Annotated in this window: 15 protein-coding genes; 9 read left to right on the top strand and 6 right to left on the bottom strand. The window is 64.9% G+C overall.

Annotated elements, in window-relative coordinates:
• Both HNO80_RS17495 and HNO80_RS17490 read right to left on the bottom strand, forming a co-directional pair.
• The coding region (locus HNO80_RS17495; RefSeq protein WP_175324123.1) for a hypothetical protein at positions 1-346 on the bottom strand (346 nt) is incomplete at its 3' end.
• Between the two features lie 626 nt (positions 347-972).
• Positions 973-2,007 (bottom strand): glycosyltransferase family 61 protein, encoded by a 1,035-nt coding sequence (locus HNO80_RS17490; RefSeq protein ID WP_175324122.1) that lies wholly within the window; start codon positions 2,005-2,007, stop codon positions 973-975.
• A gap of 336 nt (positions 2,008-2,343) precedes the next feature.
• On the opposite strand from HNO80_RS17490, the gene HNO80_RS17485 reads away from it, so the two are divergent.
• A complete protein-coding gene (locus tag HNO80_RS17485; RefSeq protein WP_349627392.1) occupies positions 2,344-3,714 on the top strand; it encodes a UDP-glucose dehydrogenase family protein in 1,371 nt (456 codons plus the stop codon).
• An 86-nt stretch (positions 3,715-3,800) separates the two neighbouring features.
• Here the strand turns inward: HNO80_RS17485 and HNO80_RS17480 are convergent, their stop codons facing one another.
• Positions 3,801-4,682, bottom strand: a complete 882-nt coding sequence (locus HNO80_RS17480; RefSeq protein ID WP_249777433.1) for a glycosyl hydrolase — start codon at positions 4,680-4,682, stop codon at positions 3,801-3,803.
• Positions 4,683-4,860: 178 nt separating this feature from the next.
• On the opposite strand from HNO80_RS17480, the gene HNO80_RS17475 reads away from it, so the two are divergent.
• Entirely contained in the window at positions 4,861-6,006 is a 1,146-nt protein-coding gene (locus tag HNO80_RS17475) for an ATP-grasp fold amidoligase family protein (protein WP_175324120.1), read from the top strand.
• Here HNO80_RS17475 and wecB read toward each other — a convergent pair.
• Both wecB and rfbA read right to left on the bottom strand, forming a co-directional pair.
• Complete coding sequence (gene wecB / locus HNO80_RS17470; protein WP_175324119.1) at positions 5,993-7,138, bottom strand: non-hydrolyzing UDP-N-acetylglucosamine 2-epimerase; 1,146 nt, start codon at positions 7,136-7,138, stop codon at positions 5,993-5,995. The genes HNO80_RS17475 and wecB overlap by 14 nt on opposite strands.
• A gap of 523 nt (positions 7,139-7,661) precedes the next feature.
• Complete coding sequence (gene rfbA, locus HNO80_RS17465; protein ID WP_175324118.1) at positions 7,662-8,549, bottom strand: glucose-1-phosphate thymidylyltransferase RfbA; 888 nt, start codon at positions 8,547-8,549, stop codon at positions 7,662-7,664.
• 101 nt (positions 8,550-8,650) lie between these two features.
• Between rfbA and rfbB the strand changes: the two genes are divergently transcribed.
• Both rfbB and HNO80_RS17455 read left to right on the top strand, forming a co-directional pair.
• The gene (rfbB, locus tag HNO80_RS17460; RefSeq protein ID WP_175324117.1) at positions 8,651-9,649 is read left to right on the top strand and encodes a dTDP-glucose 4,6-dehydratase; all 999 of its coding nucleotides are present in this window, start codon (positions 8,651-8,653) and stop codon (positions 9,647-9,649) included.
• 3 nt (positions 9,650-9,652) lie between these two features.
• Entirely contained in the window at positions 9,653-11,065 is a 1,413-nt protein-coding gene (locus HNO80_RS17455; protein WP_175324116.1) for a sugar nucleotide-binding protein, read from the top strand.
• 61 nt (positions 11,066-11,126) lie between these two features.
• Here HNO80_RS17455 and HNO80_RS17450 read toward each other — a convergent pair whose 3' ends face one another.
• Complete coding sequence (locus tag HNO80_RS17450; protein ID WP_249777432.1) at positions 11,127-11,696, bottom strand: YdcF family protein; 570 nt, start codon at positions 11,694-11,696, stop codon at positions 11,127-11,129.
• Positions 11,697-11,811: 115 nt separating this feature from the next.
• Between HNO80_RS17450 and thiL the strand changes: the two genes are divergently transcribed.
• The 5 genes from thiL to HNO80_RS17805 form a co-directional block, all read left to right on the top strand.
• Complete coding sequence (gene thiL / locus HNO80_RS17445) at positions 11,812-12,858, top strand: thiamine-phosphate kinase (RefSeq protein ID WP_349627391.1); 1,047 nt, start codon at positions 11,812-11,814, stop codon at positions 12,856-12,858.
• A gap of 22 nt (positions 12,859-12,880) precedes the next feature.
• Entirely contained in the window at positions 12,881-13,960 is a 1,080-nt protein-coding gene (locus HNO80_RS17440; RefSeq protein WP_175324125.1) for a DAK2 domain-containing protein, read from the top strand.
• Positions 13,950-16,199 (top strand): ATP-dependent DNA helicase RecG, encoded by a 2,250-nt coding sequence (locus HNO80_RS17435; RefSeq protein WP_175324115.1) that lies wholly within the window; start codon positions 13,950-13,952, stop codon positions 16,197-16,199. Before HNO80_RS17440 ends, HNO80_RS17435 begins: the two co-directional genes overlap by 11 nt.
• Before the next feature lie 39 nt (positions 16,200-16,238).
• Complete coding sequence (gene rsmD, locus HNO80_RS17430) at positions 16,239-16,853, top strand: 16S rRNA (guanine(966)-N(2))-methyltransferase RsmD (protein WP_175324114.1); 615 nt, start codon at positions 16,239-16,241, stop codon at positions 16,851-16,853.
• A 488-nt stretch (positions 16,854-17,341) separates the two neighbouring features.
• Positions 17,342-17,666: hypothetical protein (locus tag HNO80_RS17805; protein ID WP_217501043.1), on the top strand; the 325-nt coding region annotated here is incomplete at its 3' end.

Here is a 17,666-nt window from a genome sequence, read left to right as displayed (position 1 = left end):
AATCCTCTACCCGCTGCGCGAGCGGCGCAGTCGAGACTGTCACCTTGTCAAACTCACGCAGGCCCAACAGGTTGCTTGAGAACGCGGCGACAGCCCTCTCAGGTGTCAGCGTCCCGTTCTTCGCCGCCGACGACTGCAGAGCGACCCCCTCGTCACCGAAGATCAAATCATCGTAATCCGCGATAAGGGTCTTGCCCGCTTTGCGTAGGTGGCGGAGGACGGGCAGGAAGTTTTTGCGGGCCGTGTTAGGCCGGTGGAAGATGTAAACGTCATAATCGAAATTCGGGTCTTTAAAGAATTGCGTTGCCGAGTACACCGGGGCGAAGTGGCCTTGACCTGACAGCACTTCTGCAGGGTGATAGCACCGGTACCGTACCGACGGGTCATGGATTGGCCTCTCACTACGGCCGGTTTCGGAAACGAAACAAATCGACGTCATCCTGCGAGGCTCCGCTTGCCATCCCCGCGACCGTTGTCACAGCTCTCGGACCGACCTCCGGCCACGGCCTGGTCGATCCACACATTCCCGTCGTCATTTACCACGCGTTCCCCCTCAAAAGTCATATCCAGCAGCCCACTTTAGCGCACGAACCGCCTCGGGTCTGTTGGAGGTCCTGACCGTGCGGGTGAAGCACCTGATCCGGAGCTCAGCTTGGTAAGGCCCATATACGGCATTGGAGAGGTGACGCCTTAGTTGTCCCCCGTACGGGGCCCGGAGCCATTGATTGAGGCTGATTCCGGCGTCTCCTGTGAGCCGCGGTTTCTTCTGGGTCTTCTTGCCTGATTGGAATTGGAACAACTAGTGGGATCGGCGCCCGGCAGCCCTCAGGAGTGCCCGAGGTCGGAGCGTCCTTGTCCCGAGCCGACGACTGGATTGGGGTATCGGGACTCGGTTCGCGGCAGGAGGTCCAATTGGATGTCAACGGCACCGGGACGGGACCGTTGGGTGGAAAGTGTAAGGCGCAAGTCCGCCTAAGCGATTAGGGGTGCTAGGGCGTTCCGGAGGTTGAGGAGATCCAGATTGCCAGCGTCATCAGCCTTGTAAGGAATTTGCGCAACCTGCTGTTTCTTGATTGCGCAAATGGCCTGTTGTGTGCCGATCATCTTCCCTCTGGTTCGAGAGTCTCCAACTTCGAGAACCCTGCCGCCGGGCTGCTGAAAGACGCTCAGGTGCAAGGCAGAGCCTGATTGCCCGGCCAAAATTGGTGCAGAGCGCGCCGCTCGGATTTGTTCCGTGACGGACATCGTCTCGGGGAAGAGAACGTCAAACCCGTGTTCCCGGAAAAGGTCATCTACCGCCTCGGAGTTTGCGAATTCTCGTCCCGAGCGTGCGCCTTGTTCCTTGTGAAAAAGAGTGCGGGACAGGTACACGGGCGCAGCGATGGCTCCTCCTGCCGCCTCGGACACGGCCGTCCAAACTTTGTCAGCTACGGCCGATATTTCGCGTTGGTAGTGGTAAGGGCGCGTAGCTACGGTTAGCTGGCTGGCGACGGCTGGGCTGTCCAAGACGACGCGAACCTCGGCGTCTGTAAGAAGCCGCAAGATTTCGAACTGCCAGTCGTAGGTTCGAGGAGAGTTGAATCTGTGGGCCACAATCCCATCAAACTCCGCCCCGGACTCGAACAAAGGCCAAAGGGTGGGAAGTGTCTCAACCAAGAAGTGGCCGAATCCGTGCATCCAAGACCCTGCGTAGAGCCACTGACCGTCCAAGCGAGTGTCGGCAGCCTCAAGCCGTTCACGCTGAGCAAGGATTGGTGGGTTGACGGAGATTACCAAGTCGGCGTTGACGCCCCCCATCCGCTGAGAGTCGGCACATAACTTGCCTGCGCTGTCGTAGACTGCGCCCCGGACGAAACTGCGCGGTGCAGGATTGTCCCAGAAGATGGAACCGCTTTCCGCTCTGGACAGGACCGCATCGGCGACTACACGCTTGGTCACACTTTCAAATGACATGACCGGGAAATTACAGGTCGCCCAGGCAGCATTAGCCTCAATCGCTGTCGTCACGCAGGTTCTCTCACTTCGTCATCGGGATATTGCGCCCAAGCATACTATCCGGACTCAGGCAGTTCCCATGGAAACAGACACCTCCCCGGCAAATCACGTGTATCGAGAGGAAGCGGTTCGGGTGGATGACGAAATGGGTCGCATCATCGTCATGAGCCGTGGGAGATGAAGGTGCCCAAGAGGGCGTCCCTTGGCGCTCAGCGACCTTGTCGGTCGTTGTCGGTCTCTTGCCAGCATCGGAGAATCGGACAACCGAACGTCACGTTATATAGTGGATCCGTTTGGTTGCGCCATCTGCGCCCAAGCAGTGAACCAATTGCAGCTACTGGGGGACTAGTGACACTTCGTCTAACCGTGATCGGTACGGGATACCTCGGTGCAACCCATGCGGCGTGCATGGCTGAACTGGGCTTCGAAGTCTTGGGCGTCGACGTCGATAAGGAAAAGATCGACAGCCTTAGCAGGGGAGAGTTGCCCATCCACGAGCCCGGCCTGCCGGAACTCCTGCGCAAGCACACTGAGTCCGGCCGCCTGCGGTTCACCACTTCGTTCGAGGAAGCAGGCGCCTTCGGCGACGTCCACTTCATCGCCGTCGGCACCCCACAGCGGGCCGGCGAGCACGCAGCGGACATGACTTACGTGGATGCCTCTGTGGCGGCGATAGCCCGGGCCGCCACCAAGGATTCCCTCATCGTCGGCAAGTCCACCGTTCCGGTGGGCTCTGCACGCCGACTCAAGGGCCTCGTGGCCGATGAGTCGCCCGACGGCGTCACGGTCAACTTCGCCTGGAACCCGGAATTCCTTCGCGAAGGTTTTGCGGTGGAAGACACGCTGCGCCCCGACCGCCTGGTCATCGGTGTTGACTCCGACGCTGCTGAGGCCACTTTGCGAGAGGTCTATGCGGACGCCATCAGCCGTGACACCCCGTTCATCACCACGGACTTCGAGACGGCTGAACTGGTCAAGGTTGCGGCCAACGCGTTCCTCGCCACCAAGATCTCCTTCATCAACGCATTCTCCGAGGTCACCGAGACTGTCGGTGGAAACATCCGCACGCTGGCCGACGCAATCGGGCTGGACGCCCGGATCGGCCGCCGCTTCCTCAACGCCGGTATCGGCTTTGGCGGCGGCTGCCTGCCCAAGGACATCCGGGCCCTCCAGGCGCGGGTTTCCGAGCTCGGGTTGGACAGCACCATGCGCTTCCTCAACGAGGTCGACGAGGTAAACCTCCGTCGCCGTGACCGTGCGGTCCACGTTGCCGAGACGTTGCTGGGCGCGCTGGAGGGCAAGCGCGTCGCCGTTCTTGGCGTCGCCTTCAAGCCCAACAGCGACGATGTCCGCGATTCCCCGGCCCTTGACGTGGCCGCCAGGCTGTTCAACAGCGGAGCCGACGTCAGCGTCTATGACCCGGCTGCCAACGCGAACGCCGCCAAGCGGTACCCTCGGCTGAACTACGTAGACTCCATGGAGACGGCCGTGGCGGATGCTGATCTGGTCATGCTGCTGACCGAATGGTCTGAATTCGTCATTTCCGACCCCACCGAGCTGGGGGCCATGGTCGCGCACAAGCGGATGTTCGACGGGCGCAATGTCCTGGACCACGAAAAGTGGAACGCCGCAGGCTGGGACATCGTTTCACTTGGCCACAAGAGCGAACTACTGGAACTCGCAGCCGCAAACCAACGAGTTACGCAGCACTGGGAGTGACATAAGCCCGGCCGAATCGTTGATTCGGCCGAGCTTATGTGGTGCGTCGTGTGAGTTCCGAAGCTGAGGCCAACGGTGTTGGGTGCTTATAGGGACCGGTACAGCTGGCCCACACGCGTCAGTGACCCATCCTTGTGGAAAAGCGCAGACTTCCCCATCACAGGGTCACCCTCTGCTCTGGTCTTCCATGCGAAGCGTTCCACGAACGGCATCCGGCGGAGTCCTGCCACCGTCTCGCGCATGAAGGCCATGACCTGCTGCTCCGAGTAGCGGCTGGGCTGGCCGGGCGTGGCGTCCCAGTCCGCCACCGCAAACTCCGTGATCCAGATGGGCTTGCGGTAGCGGTTGTGAAGGTTCTGCACGGAATTCAGGAAGGCCCTGGAGTTCGGCGACGGGTAGGAGTGCATTGTGATGAAATCCACTCTAAGTTTTTTCTTCGCGGCCTGGTCCATGAATTGCTTGAGCCAGGTGCCGTTGACTTTTGCCGGCGAGGGGGATCCCAGCCGTAATCCCGACGCCATGAGTTCAGGCCAGTAACTGATCGCAGAGGCCACGCTCATGGCCGACTGCTCGGGGTGGTCGGGCTCATTAAATCCCAGCAGTTCCCTCGCGTGGGTGGTGCCCAGCTCCGCTACGACGTCGTCGACGGCGCCCCGCTCGACCGCGCCTCCTCCCCAGATCATCGGGACGAAGCCGGGCGTCAGGCGCACGTCGGGGTAGTCTGCGCCCCAGGTATAGAACCAGTTCACATTTAGCGAGTCGAGCTGCTTGATCCCTTGCTGATCACCTAGGGCAAGACCTACACCTTTACGTGCGCCACGGGGAATTGCCTGCACGTTCGCCGCAACCCGGCGCTGATCGATAGGTCCGGGTTTGGCCACGGCAAGACCCGCGCCACTGGCGGTCAGGGCTAAGCCGGTTGACGCTCCCAACGACAATCTCAAAAAGTCCCTGCGGTCCATCTTCATTTCCGCTCCCACTTCGCTCCGTTGAGGCCAAGTTTGAGCGCTCCCACCCCCGAACAGTTTCAATCCTCCCACGATTTGGACGGCTTGGCTGCACTCCATAAGATAGTGCTAACGGTCACGATCTGAGAGTGAACTTTCTTTTCGATCATGGCTATCAGTTGCTATTGGGGGCAAAAACTTGAACAAGACTTATCCGGCAGGATTCGACCGCGCAGATGAAGAATCACCATTCCTCGCCTTTGTAGCAGAGGAATTCAAGCTTCGCGGCACAGAACGCCGAAAAGAACTGGCGCAAAAAATAATTTCGCATCCGTTCGTCGAGCAACTGGGGATGCGGGTACCCGAACGCCTCTACGTGCTGGACAGCCTTGCCCGCCTCAATGAGCTGGATTTGCCGGATCTCTTCGTCCTGAAACTCGCCAGCGGCTGGTCCTCCCGGGGAGTCATGATTCTTGAGCGGACCGGCCCCGATACCTTCTTTGACCATATGGCTCTCCAAGTGTTAGAGGCCGCCTCTATCGTCCGTATTCAGGAAGCAGCGGCAGCGTCATTTGGGCAGTCCCAAGGCCGCTGGATCGTGGAGGAACTAGTGATCCACACCCTTGGTGTGGGGGCGATTCCGTTTGACTACAAGTTCTACTGCTTCGATGGCGATGTAGGGCTCGTGGTGCAGATTGACCGTAATTCCGGGCCGGTGCGGGTTGTCCTCTTCGACGGAGCCTTCCGTCCACTGAGGCTCGGGCGGGACTATCTCTTGAACGGCACTACGAAACCCGGCACCCCTGTCGTGCCACTTCACGCCCCGGAGATGCTGTGGTGGGCGCAGCGGCTTTCACGCGAAGCGGATTCGCCGTTTGTGAGCATCGACATGTTTGACAGCCCGACCGGGCCCGTTTTTGGCGAGTTCACGTATTCACCCGGGGGGACGCATCGCAGGATGTTTGCCTTCTCGCACCGGATGCTTGACCGCTTCGACGAACTCATCACCAAGACCGGGCCCGCCGCGGAGCCTCTTGCAGGCACGTCGTTGGAGCTACGGCAGGCGTTGGCCCACCCGGGGCCCTTGGCCTACAGGGCCTGGGCGGGGTACGCCTACGGCGGGGGCCCAAGGGGCGCTGAGCGTTTGCATAGCCACTACCGGCAGTTGGCTGCGAACTGCGAGCCGGATGACCCACTGGGCGCCTGGTACCGCCTGCTGAGTGGGATCTGGGCCGCCATCCGGGACCGCCTCTGGATCATGAACCGCAGGGCCCTCGCGCCGGCGGCGGTCGCAGAGCAGACGAAGCCAGACCGCACTGCCAACGTCGGAGCTACGCCCCGCTGAACTCCGCGATCCGGCCGCCGACGCCGAGCAGTTCTTGAATGGCCGCCACGGTGCGGGCGGCCGCTTTGCCGTCGCCGTAGGGGTTTACCGCGTTTGCCATCGCCGCGAAGTGGCCAGCGTCGTGCAGCAGCCGGGTCACCTCAATGACGATCTGCTCCTCGTCCGTGCCGATCAGCTTGACGGTGCCCGCTTCGAGTGCCTCGGGCCGCTCGGTGTTGTCCCGCATTACCAAGACGGGTTTGCCCAAGCTCGGCGCTTCTTCCTGCACGCCGCCCGAGTCGGTCAGGACAACGTGGGCCAGCGAAAGCATTCGGGTGAACTCGCCATAGGGGAGCGGCTCGGTCACCAGGACATTGGACTTGCCCTCCAGCGCCGGCAGGACGGCCTCCCTGACCGCCGGGTTCTTATGCACCGGCAGGACAATCACCAGGTCAGGCTCGGAATCCGCGAGCCGGGCGAGGGCCCTGCCGACCCCGCGCATGGCGTCGCCCTGGTTCTCCCGCCGGTGGGTGGTGACCAGCAGGATGCGCCGGCCGGAGGCTGCGAGTTCTTCGAGCTGCGGGTCCGTGAAGGGGATCTCCTTGCCGACAGTTGTTAATAAGGCATCGATGACGGAATTCCCAGTGACCACCACGTCGTCGGCGCTGATGCCCTCGGCCAGCAGGTTCGCCTTGCTTACCGGCGTGGGTGCGAGGTGCAGGCTGGCGATCTGGCTGGTGATCTTCCGGTTGGCCTCCTCGGGGAACGGAGAGAAGAGATCGCCGCTGCGAAGCCCTGCCTCGACGTGAACGACGGGGATTCCGTGGTAGAAAGCCGCGATCGCGCCGGCCGTCGACGTCGTGGTGTCGCCCTGAACGATCACGGCGTCCGGCTTGTCCCCCGTGAAGAGCCGGTCCAAGCCGTCGATGGTGCGCGTCATGATGGCGGAGAGGGACTGGCGCTGCTGCAGGATATCGAGGTCATGGTCCGGCACGATGCCGAAGAGCTCGTTGACCTGGTCCAACATCTCGCGGTGCTGGCCGGTGACGGTGACAAAACAGTCAAAGAGGGGGGACTCCTGCAGCGCAGCTACAATGGGGGCCATTTTGATGGCCTCGGGCCTGGTTCCGAAGATCGGCATGATCTTGAGCATGGAAAATTCCCCCAAAGTTTTGTGTTGACGTCGGCAACGATGCTACGGGAAGACCTGCAATTCGCGGAATCGACGGCTCGAGAGGGCCGTGCTGAATCTCTGCGCTGGAGGGCCCGTTGGTTCTCAGCTGGCAAGCAGCAGGGCAGCAACCAGGGCCGGCACAGCCAGGCAGACAGCGATGACAGCAACAAGGGCGACGAGCCGCTTGCGCTGGTAGGGGGTCTTGCGCGCGGCACGCGGGGGAGTGCGGGGCTTATCGCGTGCGGCTGGCCTGTGGCCCCAGGGGAATGGCTCGGCGTCCGGGACCAGTAGCGGATCCGAAATCTCCGTACGAAAGCGGCGACGGCGGAGGTGCCTGGGCGCGGCAACGAGCGGCGGAGTTTGTTCGGCGTCATGCTCCAACGTCGGTCCTCCTCGCTCGCTTTGGTCGTCGCCTTGGTGGACGACGTCTACCGGGCCATCCCCAATTCTTACATCACCGAGGGTTGGATCGGCATTCGAACCGGATCCCGGATCGTGCGGGCTACCTCGCCGCCACGACCCGGGCAGGGTCGTCGAGCAGGCTCATGAGGTAGGAGCCGTAGCCGCTCTTGACCAGCGGCGCAGCGCGCTCGTAGAGCTCGCCGTCGCTGAGGAAGCCCAAGCGCCACGCAATTTCTTCCGGAGCGCCGATCTTGAGGCCCTGGCGGTGTTCCACCGTCCGGATGAAGTTCGAGGCGTCGTTGAGGGAATCGAAGGTGCCGGTATCAAGCCAGGCTGTGCCGCGGGGCAGGATCTCCACGTGGAGTTCGCCGCGGTCGAGGTAGACCCGGTTGACGTCTGTGATTTCCAGTTCACCGCGAGGGGAGGGCTTGAGGTTCTTGGCGATTTCTATGACGTTGTTGTCGTAAAAGTACAGGCCGGGAACTGCGTAGTTGCTGCGAGGTTGGAGCGGCTTCTCCTCAAGCGAGATAGCCTTGCCGTTCTCATCGAACTCGACAACGCCGTATGCTGCCGGGTCTGAGACCCAGTAGCCGAACACCGCGCCGCCCTTGATGTTTTCGAAGCGACGGAGCTGGGTGCCCATACCCTGGCCGTAGAAAATGTTGTCCCCTAGGACCAGCGCCACCGGCTCGTTGCCGATGTGCTCCTCGCCCAGGATGAAGGCTTGGGCCAGCCCGTCGGGACTGGGCTGCTGCTTGTAAGTGATGCTCACCCCGAACTTGCTGCCGTCGCCGAGCAGCCGCTGGAACTGGTCGGCGTCGTGCGGGGTGGTGATGATCAGGATGTCGCGGATGCCGGCCAGGATCAGCGTGGAGAGCGGGTAGTAAATCATCGGCTTGTCATAGACCGGCACCAGCTGCTTGCTTGAGCCAAGAGTGATCGGGTGCAGTCGGGAGCCGGTACCGCCGGCCAGGATTATTCCACGCATGGCACTTATCATTGCCTGCATTACGTTTGACAGCAAAACCGGCCGGTTGGTAGCCCGTTTGTGTTGCGAATTCTTCCTTTCCCGCGCGTTAGGCTGTACGGATGCAGAAACTCCTTGTCACCGGCGGCGCCGGCTTCATTGGCTCGAACTTTGTCCATTACGTCATGGAAAATACCGACGACCATGTCACCGTGCTGGACAAGCTCAGCTACGCCGGCAACCTGGAATCCCTCAAAGGCCTGCCGGAGGAGCGCTTCCGGTTCGTGCAGGGCGACATCTGCGACGCCGGAGTGGTTGACGGCCTGGTGGCGGACGCCGACGTCGTGGTTCATTACGCTGCCGAATCGCACAATGACAACTCGCTGCACGACCCCCGCCCGTTCTTGGACACGAACATCATCGGCACGTACACCCTGATCGAGGCGGCGCGGAAGCACGACAAGCGCTTCCACCACATCTCCACGGACGAGGTCTACGGCGACCTGGAGCTCGACGACCCCGAGCGTTTTACCGAGGCCACCCCGTACAACCCCTCCAGCCCGTATTCCTCGACGAAGGCCGGCTCGGACCTGCTGGTCAGGGCCTGGGTGCGGTCCTTCGGCCTGCGGGCGACCATCAGCAACTGCTCGAACAACTACGGCCCGTACCAGCATGTGGAGAAGTTCATCCCGCGCCAGATCACGAACGTGATCGACGGTATCCGCCCCAAGCTGTACGGCAAGGGCGAGAATGTCCGCGACTGGATCCACGCCAATGACCACTCGTCGGCCGTCCTGGCCATCATCGCCAAGGGCCAGATTGGCGAGACCTACCTGATTGGCGCCGACGGCGAGAAGAACAACAAGGACGTCGTCGAGCTGATCCTCAAGCACATGGGGGAGACGCCGGACGCCTACGACCACGTAGTGGACCGGCCCGGCCACGACCTGCGGTACGCGATCGACTCCAGCAAGCTCCGCGACGAACTCGGCTGGGAGCCGCAGTTCTCCAACTTCGAGGCGGGCATCGAAGACACCATCGCCTGGTACCGGAACAACGAGGACTGGTGGCGTCCGCAGAAGGCCGCCACCGAAGCCAAGTACAAGGAACAGGGCCAGTAGGACATGTCGATCGAGTTCTCGAAAAAGCTCACCGCCCACGAAACCCCGATTCCCGGCGTCGTCCTCTACGACCTTCCCGTCCACGGTGACAACCGGGGCTGGTTCAAAGAGAACTGGCAGCGGCAAAAGATGGTGGAGCTGGGCCTGCCGGACTTCCGTCCCGTGCAGAACAACATCTCGTTCAACGAGTCGGCCGGCACCACCCGCGGCATCCACGCCGAACCATGGGACAAGTTCGTTTCCGTTGCCACCGGGCGGATTTTCGGCGCCTGGGTGGACCTGCGCGAGGGACCGACCTTCGGTGCCGTCTTCACGGCTGAGCTGGATCCCAGCCAGGCCATTTTCATTCCCCGGGGAGTGGGAAACGCCTTCCAGACACTGGAAGACAACACCGCCTATACCTACCTGGTCAACGACCACTGGTCCGCCGACGCACAGGGCCAGTACACGTTCCTGAACCTTGCCGATGAGACCGCGGCCATCAGCTGGCCGGTCCCGCTGGAGGAGGCCGAGCTCTCGGACAAGGACAAGGCACACCCGCGGCTGGCCGACGTCACGCCGATGCCGCCAAAGAAGGTCCTGGTCCTCGGCGCCGACGGCCAGCTCGGCAAGGCCCTGCGCAGCGCTTACGACGGCGACGCGTCCGTGGAATTCGCCGGCCGCGCCGAGTTTGACCTCGCCAGCGAGGACTCGTTCACCGGGCGCAACTGGAAGAACTACTCCGCCATCATCAACGCCGCCGCCTACACCGCGGTCGACGCCGCCGAGTCGGCGGAAGGCCGCGCCGCCGCCTGGGCCATCAACGTCACCGCGGTCGCCCGGCTCGCCCGCACCGCCGTGGAGTACGACCTGACGCTGGTCCACGTGTCCTCGGACTACGTCTTCGACGGAACCCGCGCGACCCACGACGAGTCGGAGCTTGTCTCCCCGCTGGGCGTCTACGGCCAGACCAAAGCCGCGGGCGACGCCGTCGTCAGCGTGGTGCCCCGCCATTACATTGTGCGCACCAGCTGGGTCATTGGCGATGGCAACAACTTTGTCCGCACCATGGCCTCCCTCGCGGCACGCGGCATCGAACCTTCCGTGGTCAACGACCAGATTGGCCGCCTGAGCTTCACCCAGGATATCGCCGCGGGGATCCGGCACCTGCTCGAGACGGGCTCGCCCTACGGCACCTATAACCTCAGCAACGCCGGGGAAGCGCAGTCCTGGGCGGACATTGCCGCCGACGTGTACGAACTAGTCGGCAAACCGCGGGACGCCGTCACCGGCGTCAGCACCGAAGAATACTTCCGCGGGAAAACAGTCTCACCGCGGCCGGAGAACAGCGTGCTGGACCTGAGCCGGATCACCGCCGCGGGCTTCCAGCCCGCCCCGGCCCACGAAAGGCTCCGCGAGTACAGCAGGGAGCTGTGAGGACTGCCGAGCGGGATCCGAGATAGCCCCTGCTGTCCCGGATCCCGCTCAGCCGTGTGCCTTAGGAGCACTCCGGTCGCAGCGACACATCGATCAGGCCGCCGGTTTCGATGACAAAGCGCCGCAGCCACTGTGCTGGCGAGAAGTCCGGGTGCGAGGGCACCATCTGGACGTCCGCCGTCGTGCATTGCTCCATCAGCCGCCCGGCCCGGGTGACGTGGTAGCTGGAGGTCACTACAGTGATGGACTTCCAGCCGTTGAGCTTCACAAGTTTACCGATGGCCTCTGCCTCGCCGCGGGTGTCGTATTCACCGGGCTGGAAACAGACGAGGGTGGAGTTGGGGAACTGGGCCGCGTTGCACGTTTCGTCGGCCACCTTGTTGCCGGGGGTGTCCGTGTGGGAGAGCACCAGGACCGGGGCGCCGAGTTCCTGCTGGACCCGCTGTGCCACCGGCAGGCGTTCGGAGCTGGCTCCGCCGAGCATGATGACGGCGTCCGTGCGGTGCACGCTCAGGGGATCGACATTGACGAACAGTTGGAACGCGATGATCAGCCACAGCACCGCGGCCCCGGCGGTGAACGCCAGCGCCTGTGCCACCACAGGCGGCAACTCGGGCATCAATCGGGGCATGCCTTAGAGTTTGGCACGTGCGTTCCCAACCACGAAATACGACGCCGACCTGCTGTTATACGCGTCGGTGGGGCCGCCCAGCGCCGTTGTCGCCCCCTCGCGGTAGCGTAGGGATGTGCCTGAACCACTGACGCAAACGCCCGAAACACCACAGTCCCTGACCGTGGCCGAACTCTCCGAGTCGCAACTCCTTGCCCGGATCTTTCCGCGGCTCCACGGCGGGGACAGCGGTGCCCTCTTGCTGGGACCGGGAGACGACGCCGCGATCGTGGCGGCGCCGGATGGCCGCACGGTGGTAAGCATCGACACGCAGGTGGTGGACCAAGATTTCCGGTTGGAATGGAACAACGGCTACCGGACCACCGGCTACGACGTCGGCTGGAAGGCCGCTGCCCAGAACCTCAGCGACATCAACGCCATGGGCGCCCGGGCCACTTCGATGGTGGTCAGCCTGACCATGCCCCCGGAAACCCTTGTGTCCTGGGTGGAGGACTTCGCCGACGGGATGAGCGCCGGGATCCGCGAGCTTGGCGCACCGGACTGCGCCGTGGCCGGCGGGGACCTGGGCCGCGGACGGGAACTCGCCGTCAGCGTCGCCATCCTCGGCACCCTGGACGGCCACGCCCCGGTGCTGCGCTCCGGCGCCCGTCCGGGGGACACCCTGGCGCTCGCAGGCACCGCCGGACGGGCCGCCGCCGGGCTGGCCCTGCTGGAATCCGCCACACCCGTGGCCGCCCTGAGCCCGGAACAGCGCGCCCTGATGGACACCCAGTGCCGCCCCCGGCCGCCCCTCGCGGCAGGGCCGCTGGCCCGGGAAGCCGGCGCCACCGCCTTGATGGACATCTCCGACGGCCTGGTCCGGGACGGGGCGCGGATGGCCACGGCCAGCCACGCCGTACTGGACCTGGACCCGGTGGCCCTCAAGGAACTCGGCGTCCCGTTGCAGCCGGCCGCCTCCCTGCTGGGGGCGGAGCCGATGGACTGGGTCCTCGGCGGCGGCGAGGACCACGGCCTGCTCGCAGCCTTCCCGGCCGGCGTTCAGCTGCCTCACGGTTTCACTGCGATAGGCTCGGTAGAGGCCTCTGCACCAACGGACAGCACAGGCGTCACGATCGCGGGCCGGCCCGCTGACACTGTGGGATGGGATCACTTTGCAGACTAAGATTGCCGCCAACGCGCAAGCGATGAAGCGGTGGTTGGGCAAGGCGGAGACAACGCTTGGAAACCACAGCGACCGCCTGAACGCCATCAACATCTTTCCGGTAGCCGACGGCGACACCGGCACCAACCTCTACCTCACGGTCCGCGCCGCCGCCCGGGCGCTCCAGGATGTCGCCACCGACACCGCCGTCCTGCCGCAGCTGGACGCCGGCGCGGCGCTGCACGTGGTCGGGCCGCCCAACCCGGCCCAGAACGACGTCGGCGCCGTCCTAGCCAAGGCAGGCCAGGCCGCCATGGAGCAGGCGCGGGGCAACTCCGGCACGCTCTTCGCCGTTTTCCTCTGCGCCGCCGCCGAACCGCTGGCCGGGCACCCCCGGCTCAGTTCACCCCTGCTCGCCGCCGCCCTGAACCGGGCCCAGATCCGGGCCTGGTCAGCGCTGAGCGACCCGGTGCCCGGCACCATGCTCTCTGTCATGGAAGCGGCAGCCCGCGCCGCTGCCGCCGTCGACGCCGAGCACGACGGCGACGACAGCAACCACACCCTGGGCCTGGCGCTCGACGCCGCCGTCGAGGCCGCCCTGGCCGCCGTGGTGCGCACCGAGGACCAGCTCGAGGCCCTGCACACCGCCCACGTGGTGGACGCCGGCGGCGTCGGGATGCTCCTGGTCCTGGACTGCCTGCGCTCCGCCGTGCTCGGCGAGGAGCTCCAGGACCAGCTGCTCGACGGACTGCACGGCTACGACGTCCAGGACCCGCACATCCACGTGGACATGCCGCGGGACGACGGCGTGGAAGTCATGTGCACCATCACCCTCTCGCCGCTGGACGCGGCCACCATGCGGCAGCGGCTCGACGAGATGGGCGAGTCCGTCATCATGAGCCAGGTGGGCGGCGAGGCCAACGAAGACGGTGCCTACCGTTGGCGGGTCCACGTCCACGTGCCCGACCCCGCGCCCGCCGTCGCCCTGATCCGCTCGCTCGGCGAACCCTCGGACATCAACGTCAGTGAGCTGGCCCTGCCGCGTAATCCCGATTCCCTTCCCCTGGACGCAGTTCCCGACGCCGGCCCCCGCACCACGGACCTCGACGGACATGAACGCTGAACTTGAACTGGGCCTGGAACGCCGGATCGGTAAACGCTCCGCGGCCGTCATCGAAAAGCACCTCGGCGTCACCACCGTTGGCGGCCTGCTGAACTACTTCCCGCGCCGCTACCTGAGCCGCGGCGAGCTGACCCCGATTAACGAGGTCCCGCTGGACGAGGAAGTGACCCTGATTGCGCGGGTCATCTCCAACAGCACCCGTTCCATGCGTGCCCGCCGCGGCTCGCTGACCGACGTCGTGATTACCGACGACGCCGGATCCCCCGGTTCCGCGACGGCCAGTACCGGCCTTCCCGGAACCCTCAAGGTGAGCTTCTTCAACGGCTTCCGGGCCAAGGCGGAGCTCCAGCCGGGCCGGCGCGCCATGTTCTCCGGCAAAGTCACCCGCTACGGCGGATCTCTCGGCCTGACCAACCCGGACTTCTTGCTCCTCGACGAGGACCCGGACACGCCCGGGATGGACCCGGAAAAGCTCGCCGCGATGCCCATCCCCGTGTACCCGGCCACCGCCAAGCTGACCAGCTGGTCCATCCAGAAGGTCATCTCCACGCTGCTGGACACGCTCGAGCTGGACAGCCTGGGGGACCCCCTTCCCGCCGAGATCGCGTCCCGGGAGAAGTTCCTGCCCGTCGCGGACGCCTACCGGCTGATCCATGCCCCGCAGACCCCGGCGGACTGGCAGCGAGCCCGGGACCGCTTCCGCTACCAGGAAGCCCTGGTGCTGCAGTCCGCCCTGGCCCGGCGCCGTGCCCAGCTCGCAGCGGAGGAGGCAACGGCGCGCCGTCCCGCCGCCGACGGCCTGCTGGCAGCGTTCGACCGGCAACTGCCCTTCACCCTGACCGCGGGCCAGGCCGCCGTGGGCAAGACCCTCTCCGAGGAACTGGCCCTGGATTCGCCGATGAACCGGCTGCTGCAGGGCGAGGTGGGCTCGGGCAAGACGATCGTGGCCCTGCGCGCCATGCTGCAGGTGGTCGACGCCGGGGGACAGGCCGCCCTGCTGGCCCCCACCGAGGTCCTCGCGGCGCAGCACTTCGACTCCATCCGGCGCACGCTCGGACCGCTCTCCCGGGACGGGCTGCTGGGCGGCCTCGGCCCGGACTCCGTCCAGGTCACCCTGCTGACCGGCTCCATGCCCACCGCCGCACGGAAACAGGCCATGCTGGACGCCGCCGCCGGGACCGCCGGGATCGTGATCGGCACCCACGCCCTGCTCAGTGAGAACGTCTCCTTCTACGACCTCGGACTGATCGTGGTGGACGAACAGCACCGCTTCGGCGTCGAACAACGCGACGCGCTCCGGTCCAAGGCCAACAAGCCGCCGCACCTGCTGGTCATGACTGCCACCCCCATCCCGCGCACCGTGGCCATGACGGTGTTCGGCGACCTGGAAACCTCGGTGCTGGACGAACTGCCGGCAGGCCGTGCCCCGATCTCTACCCACGTGGTGGGCCTTGCCGAGCACCCGGCTTGGGCCACCCGGATCTGGTCCCGCTCGCGCGAAGAGATCGACGCCGGCCACCAGGTCTACGTCGTCTGCCCCAAGATCGGCACCGACGACGACGGCGACTTCACCCCGGGCGAGGCCGAACCCACCGACGCCGACCTGGCGGAGACCGGTGCCCGGGAGCTCGCCTCGGTGACCGGCGTCGTCGAACAGCTGCGGGACGAACCGGCCCTGGCCGGCGTGCCCGTGGCGCCCCTGCACGGCCGGCAGGACCCGGTCCTGAAGTCCGAGACCATGGCCTCGTTCACCGCCAACCGGACCAAACTGCTGGTCTCCACCACCGTGATCGAAGTCGGCGTGGACGTGCACAACGCCACGCTCATGGTGATTCTGGATGCCGACCGTTTCGGCATTTCGCAGCTGCACCAGCTCCGCGGCCGGGTGGGCCGCGGCGGGCTGCCGGGCACCTGCCTGCTGGTCACCACCCTGGAACCGGGGCATCCCAGCCGGCGCCGGCTGGACGCCGTGGCGGCGACCACCGACGGCTTCGAGCTCTCGCAGGAGGACCTCAAGCTCCGCCGCGAAGGCGACATCCTGGGCGCCTCCCAGTCCGGCGGCCGTTCGACGCTGAAGCTGCTGCGGGTGCTGGAACACGAGGACGTGATCGCCCGCGCCCGGCAGGACGCCCAGGTGATCGTCGGTGCTGACCCGGACCTGGCCGGCCACGCCGGCCTCGCCGCGGCCATTGACGAGTACCTCAACCCTGAAAAGGAGGCGTTCCTTGAACGCGGCTAGAACATCGGGCACGGCCAAACCATCAGGCACGGCTAAACCATGAGCCGGATCATCGCCGGAGCCGCCGGCGGCACGCCGCTGGTGAGCGTCCCGGGATCCCTGACCCGCCCCACCACGGACCGGGTGAAGGAGGCACTCTTCTCCAGGCTGGACGCCTTCGAGGTCATCGCGGACGCGCGGGTGCTGGACCTCTACGCGGGTTCCGGTTCACTCGGCGTGGAAAGCGCCAGCCGCGGCGCGCTGACCGTGGACCTGGTGGAATTCGACGGCAAGGCCAGCGAGGTCTGCCAGCGCAACGCAGGCCTGGTCAACACCGTGGCGCGGCGCAAGGTCGTCTCCGTGCACCGCTCCAAGGTGGAATCGTTCCTGGACCGGGCCGCCGAGGGGACCCGCTGGGACCTGGTGTTCCTGGATCCGCCCTACCCGCTGGATGAAATCGCGCTGGCCGCCGTCCTGGCCAAGCTGCTCCCGCACCTGGCCGAGGGCGCCGTCGTCGTGGTGGAACGCTCCGCCCGCACCCCGGAGCCGAGCTGGCCGGGCGGCATGGAGCGGTTCGCCGAGAAGAAATACGGCGAGACCCGGCTCTGGTTCGCCGAACCGGGTGTGGAGGCCGGGGACGGCGCCGCCGAACCCGATGCCGGTGCCGCCGACTAGTTCCTCCGCCCCAATGCGCTGTCGGCCGCGCCAGCCAGGCGCCCGAGCGGCGTTCCGGGGCCACTTCGACACGGACACGCCGTCGCTGGAGAGAGGGAATGCCCGGCTGGGCCTTCAAACTGGCCCCGGTCCCCAACAACAAGCCGCCTCCCCGCGCACCCCCGGCACCCCCGGTGGGCCCGGTTTCCGATTGGCGTACTGGAGCAGCAAAGCGTTTGCGGCCTTCTGCATTCAGCGGGAACCAAGAGTCCTGGGACACCAAATACAGGTAGTAACTACTCGTACCGGAATGACACCGTCTTGGTAATTTGACGGCAGCGTCAAACTCAAATGGCATTCCAGAGCAGTACAGCCTGCCGCCCCGTTTTCGGCAACGCTGAAGAATTTGATGACCGAGATCAGCGGCCATTAGTCCTCCAGAAGCTGTTCACCTATCTGAAGGCCATTCCGTCGACTGCAAGACAGCAGACACAATTCAGGGGGACAAATTGGCATCGTTTACGGTCGGCGTCATCATTCGCGTTTTCAGTCCGGCGCGCACGGCAGTCGTAGCGCTGGTTGCGGTGCTACTTACGCTTCTCACTGCGGTGCCGTCTTTGGCCGCGACTGCGGAGACTGAGCCCAACAACACCACGGCGGCCGCGACGGTGGTGCCGCTGGGAACGACCGTTTCGGGTTCGGCATTGAGCGCGAGCTCTTACGACACTGATTACTACGCCGTTGACCTGCCTAGGGCGGGCCGGGTCCGCCTGGACTTTAAGTTCCCTGCCGGTCTGGGAACGTCCTCCGTCTACACGCTGTCGGTCTACAACT

The organism is Arthrobacter sp. C9C5, assembly GCF_013359735.1.
Lineage (GTDB): Bacteria > Actinomycetota > Actinomycetes > Actinomycetales > Micrococcaceae > Arthrobacter.
The sequence above is the reverse complement of the archived record's forward strand: the minus strand, read 5'-3'. Positions and strand labels throughout refer to the sequence as shown.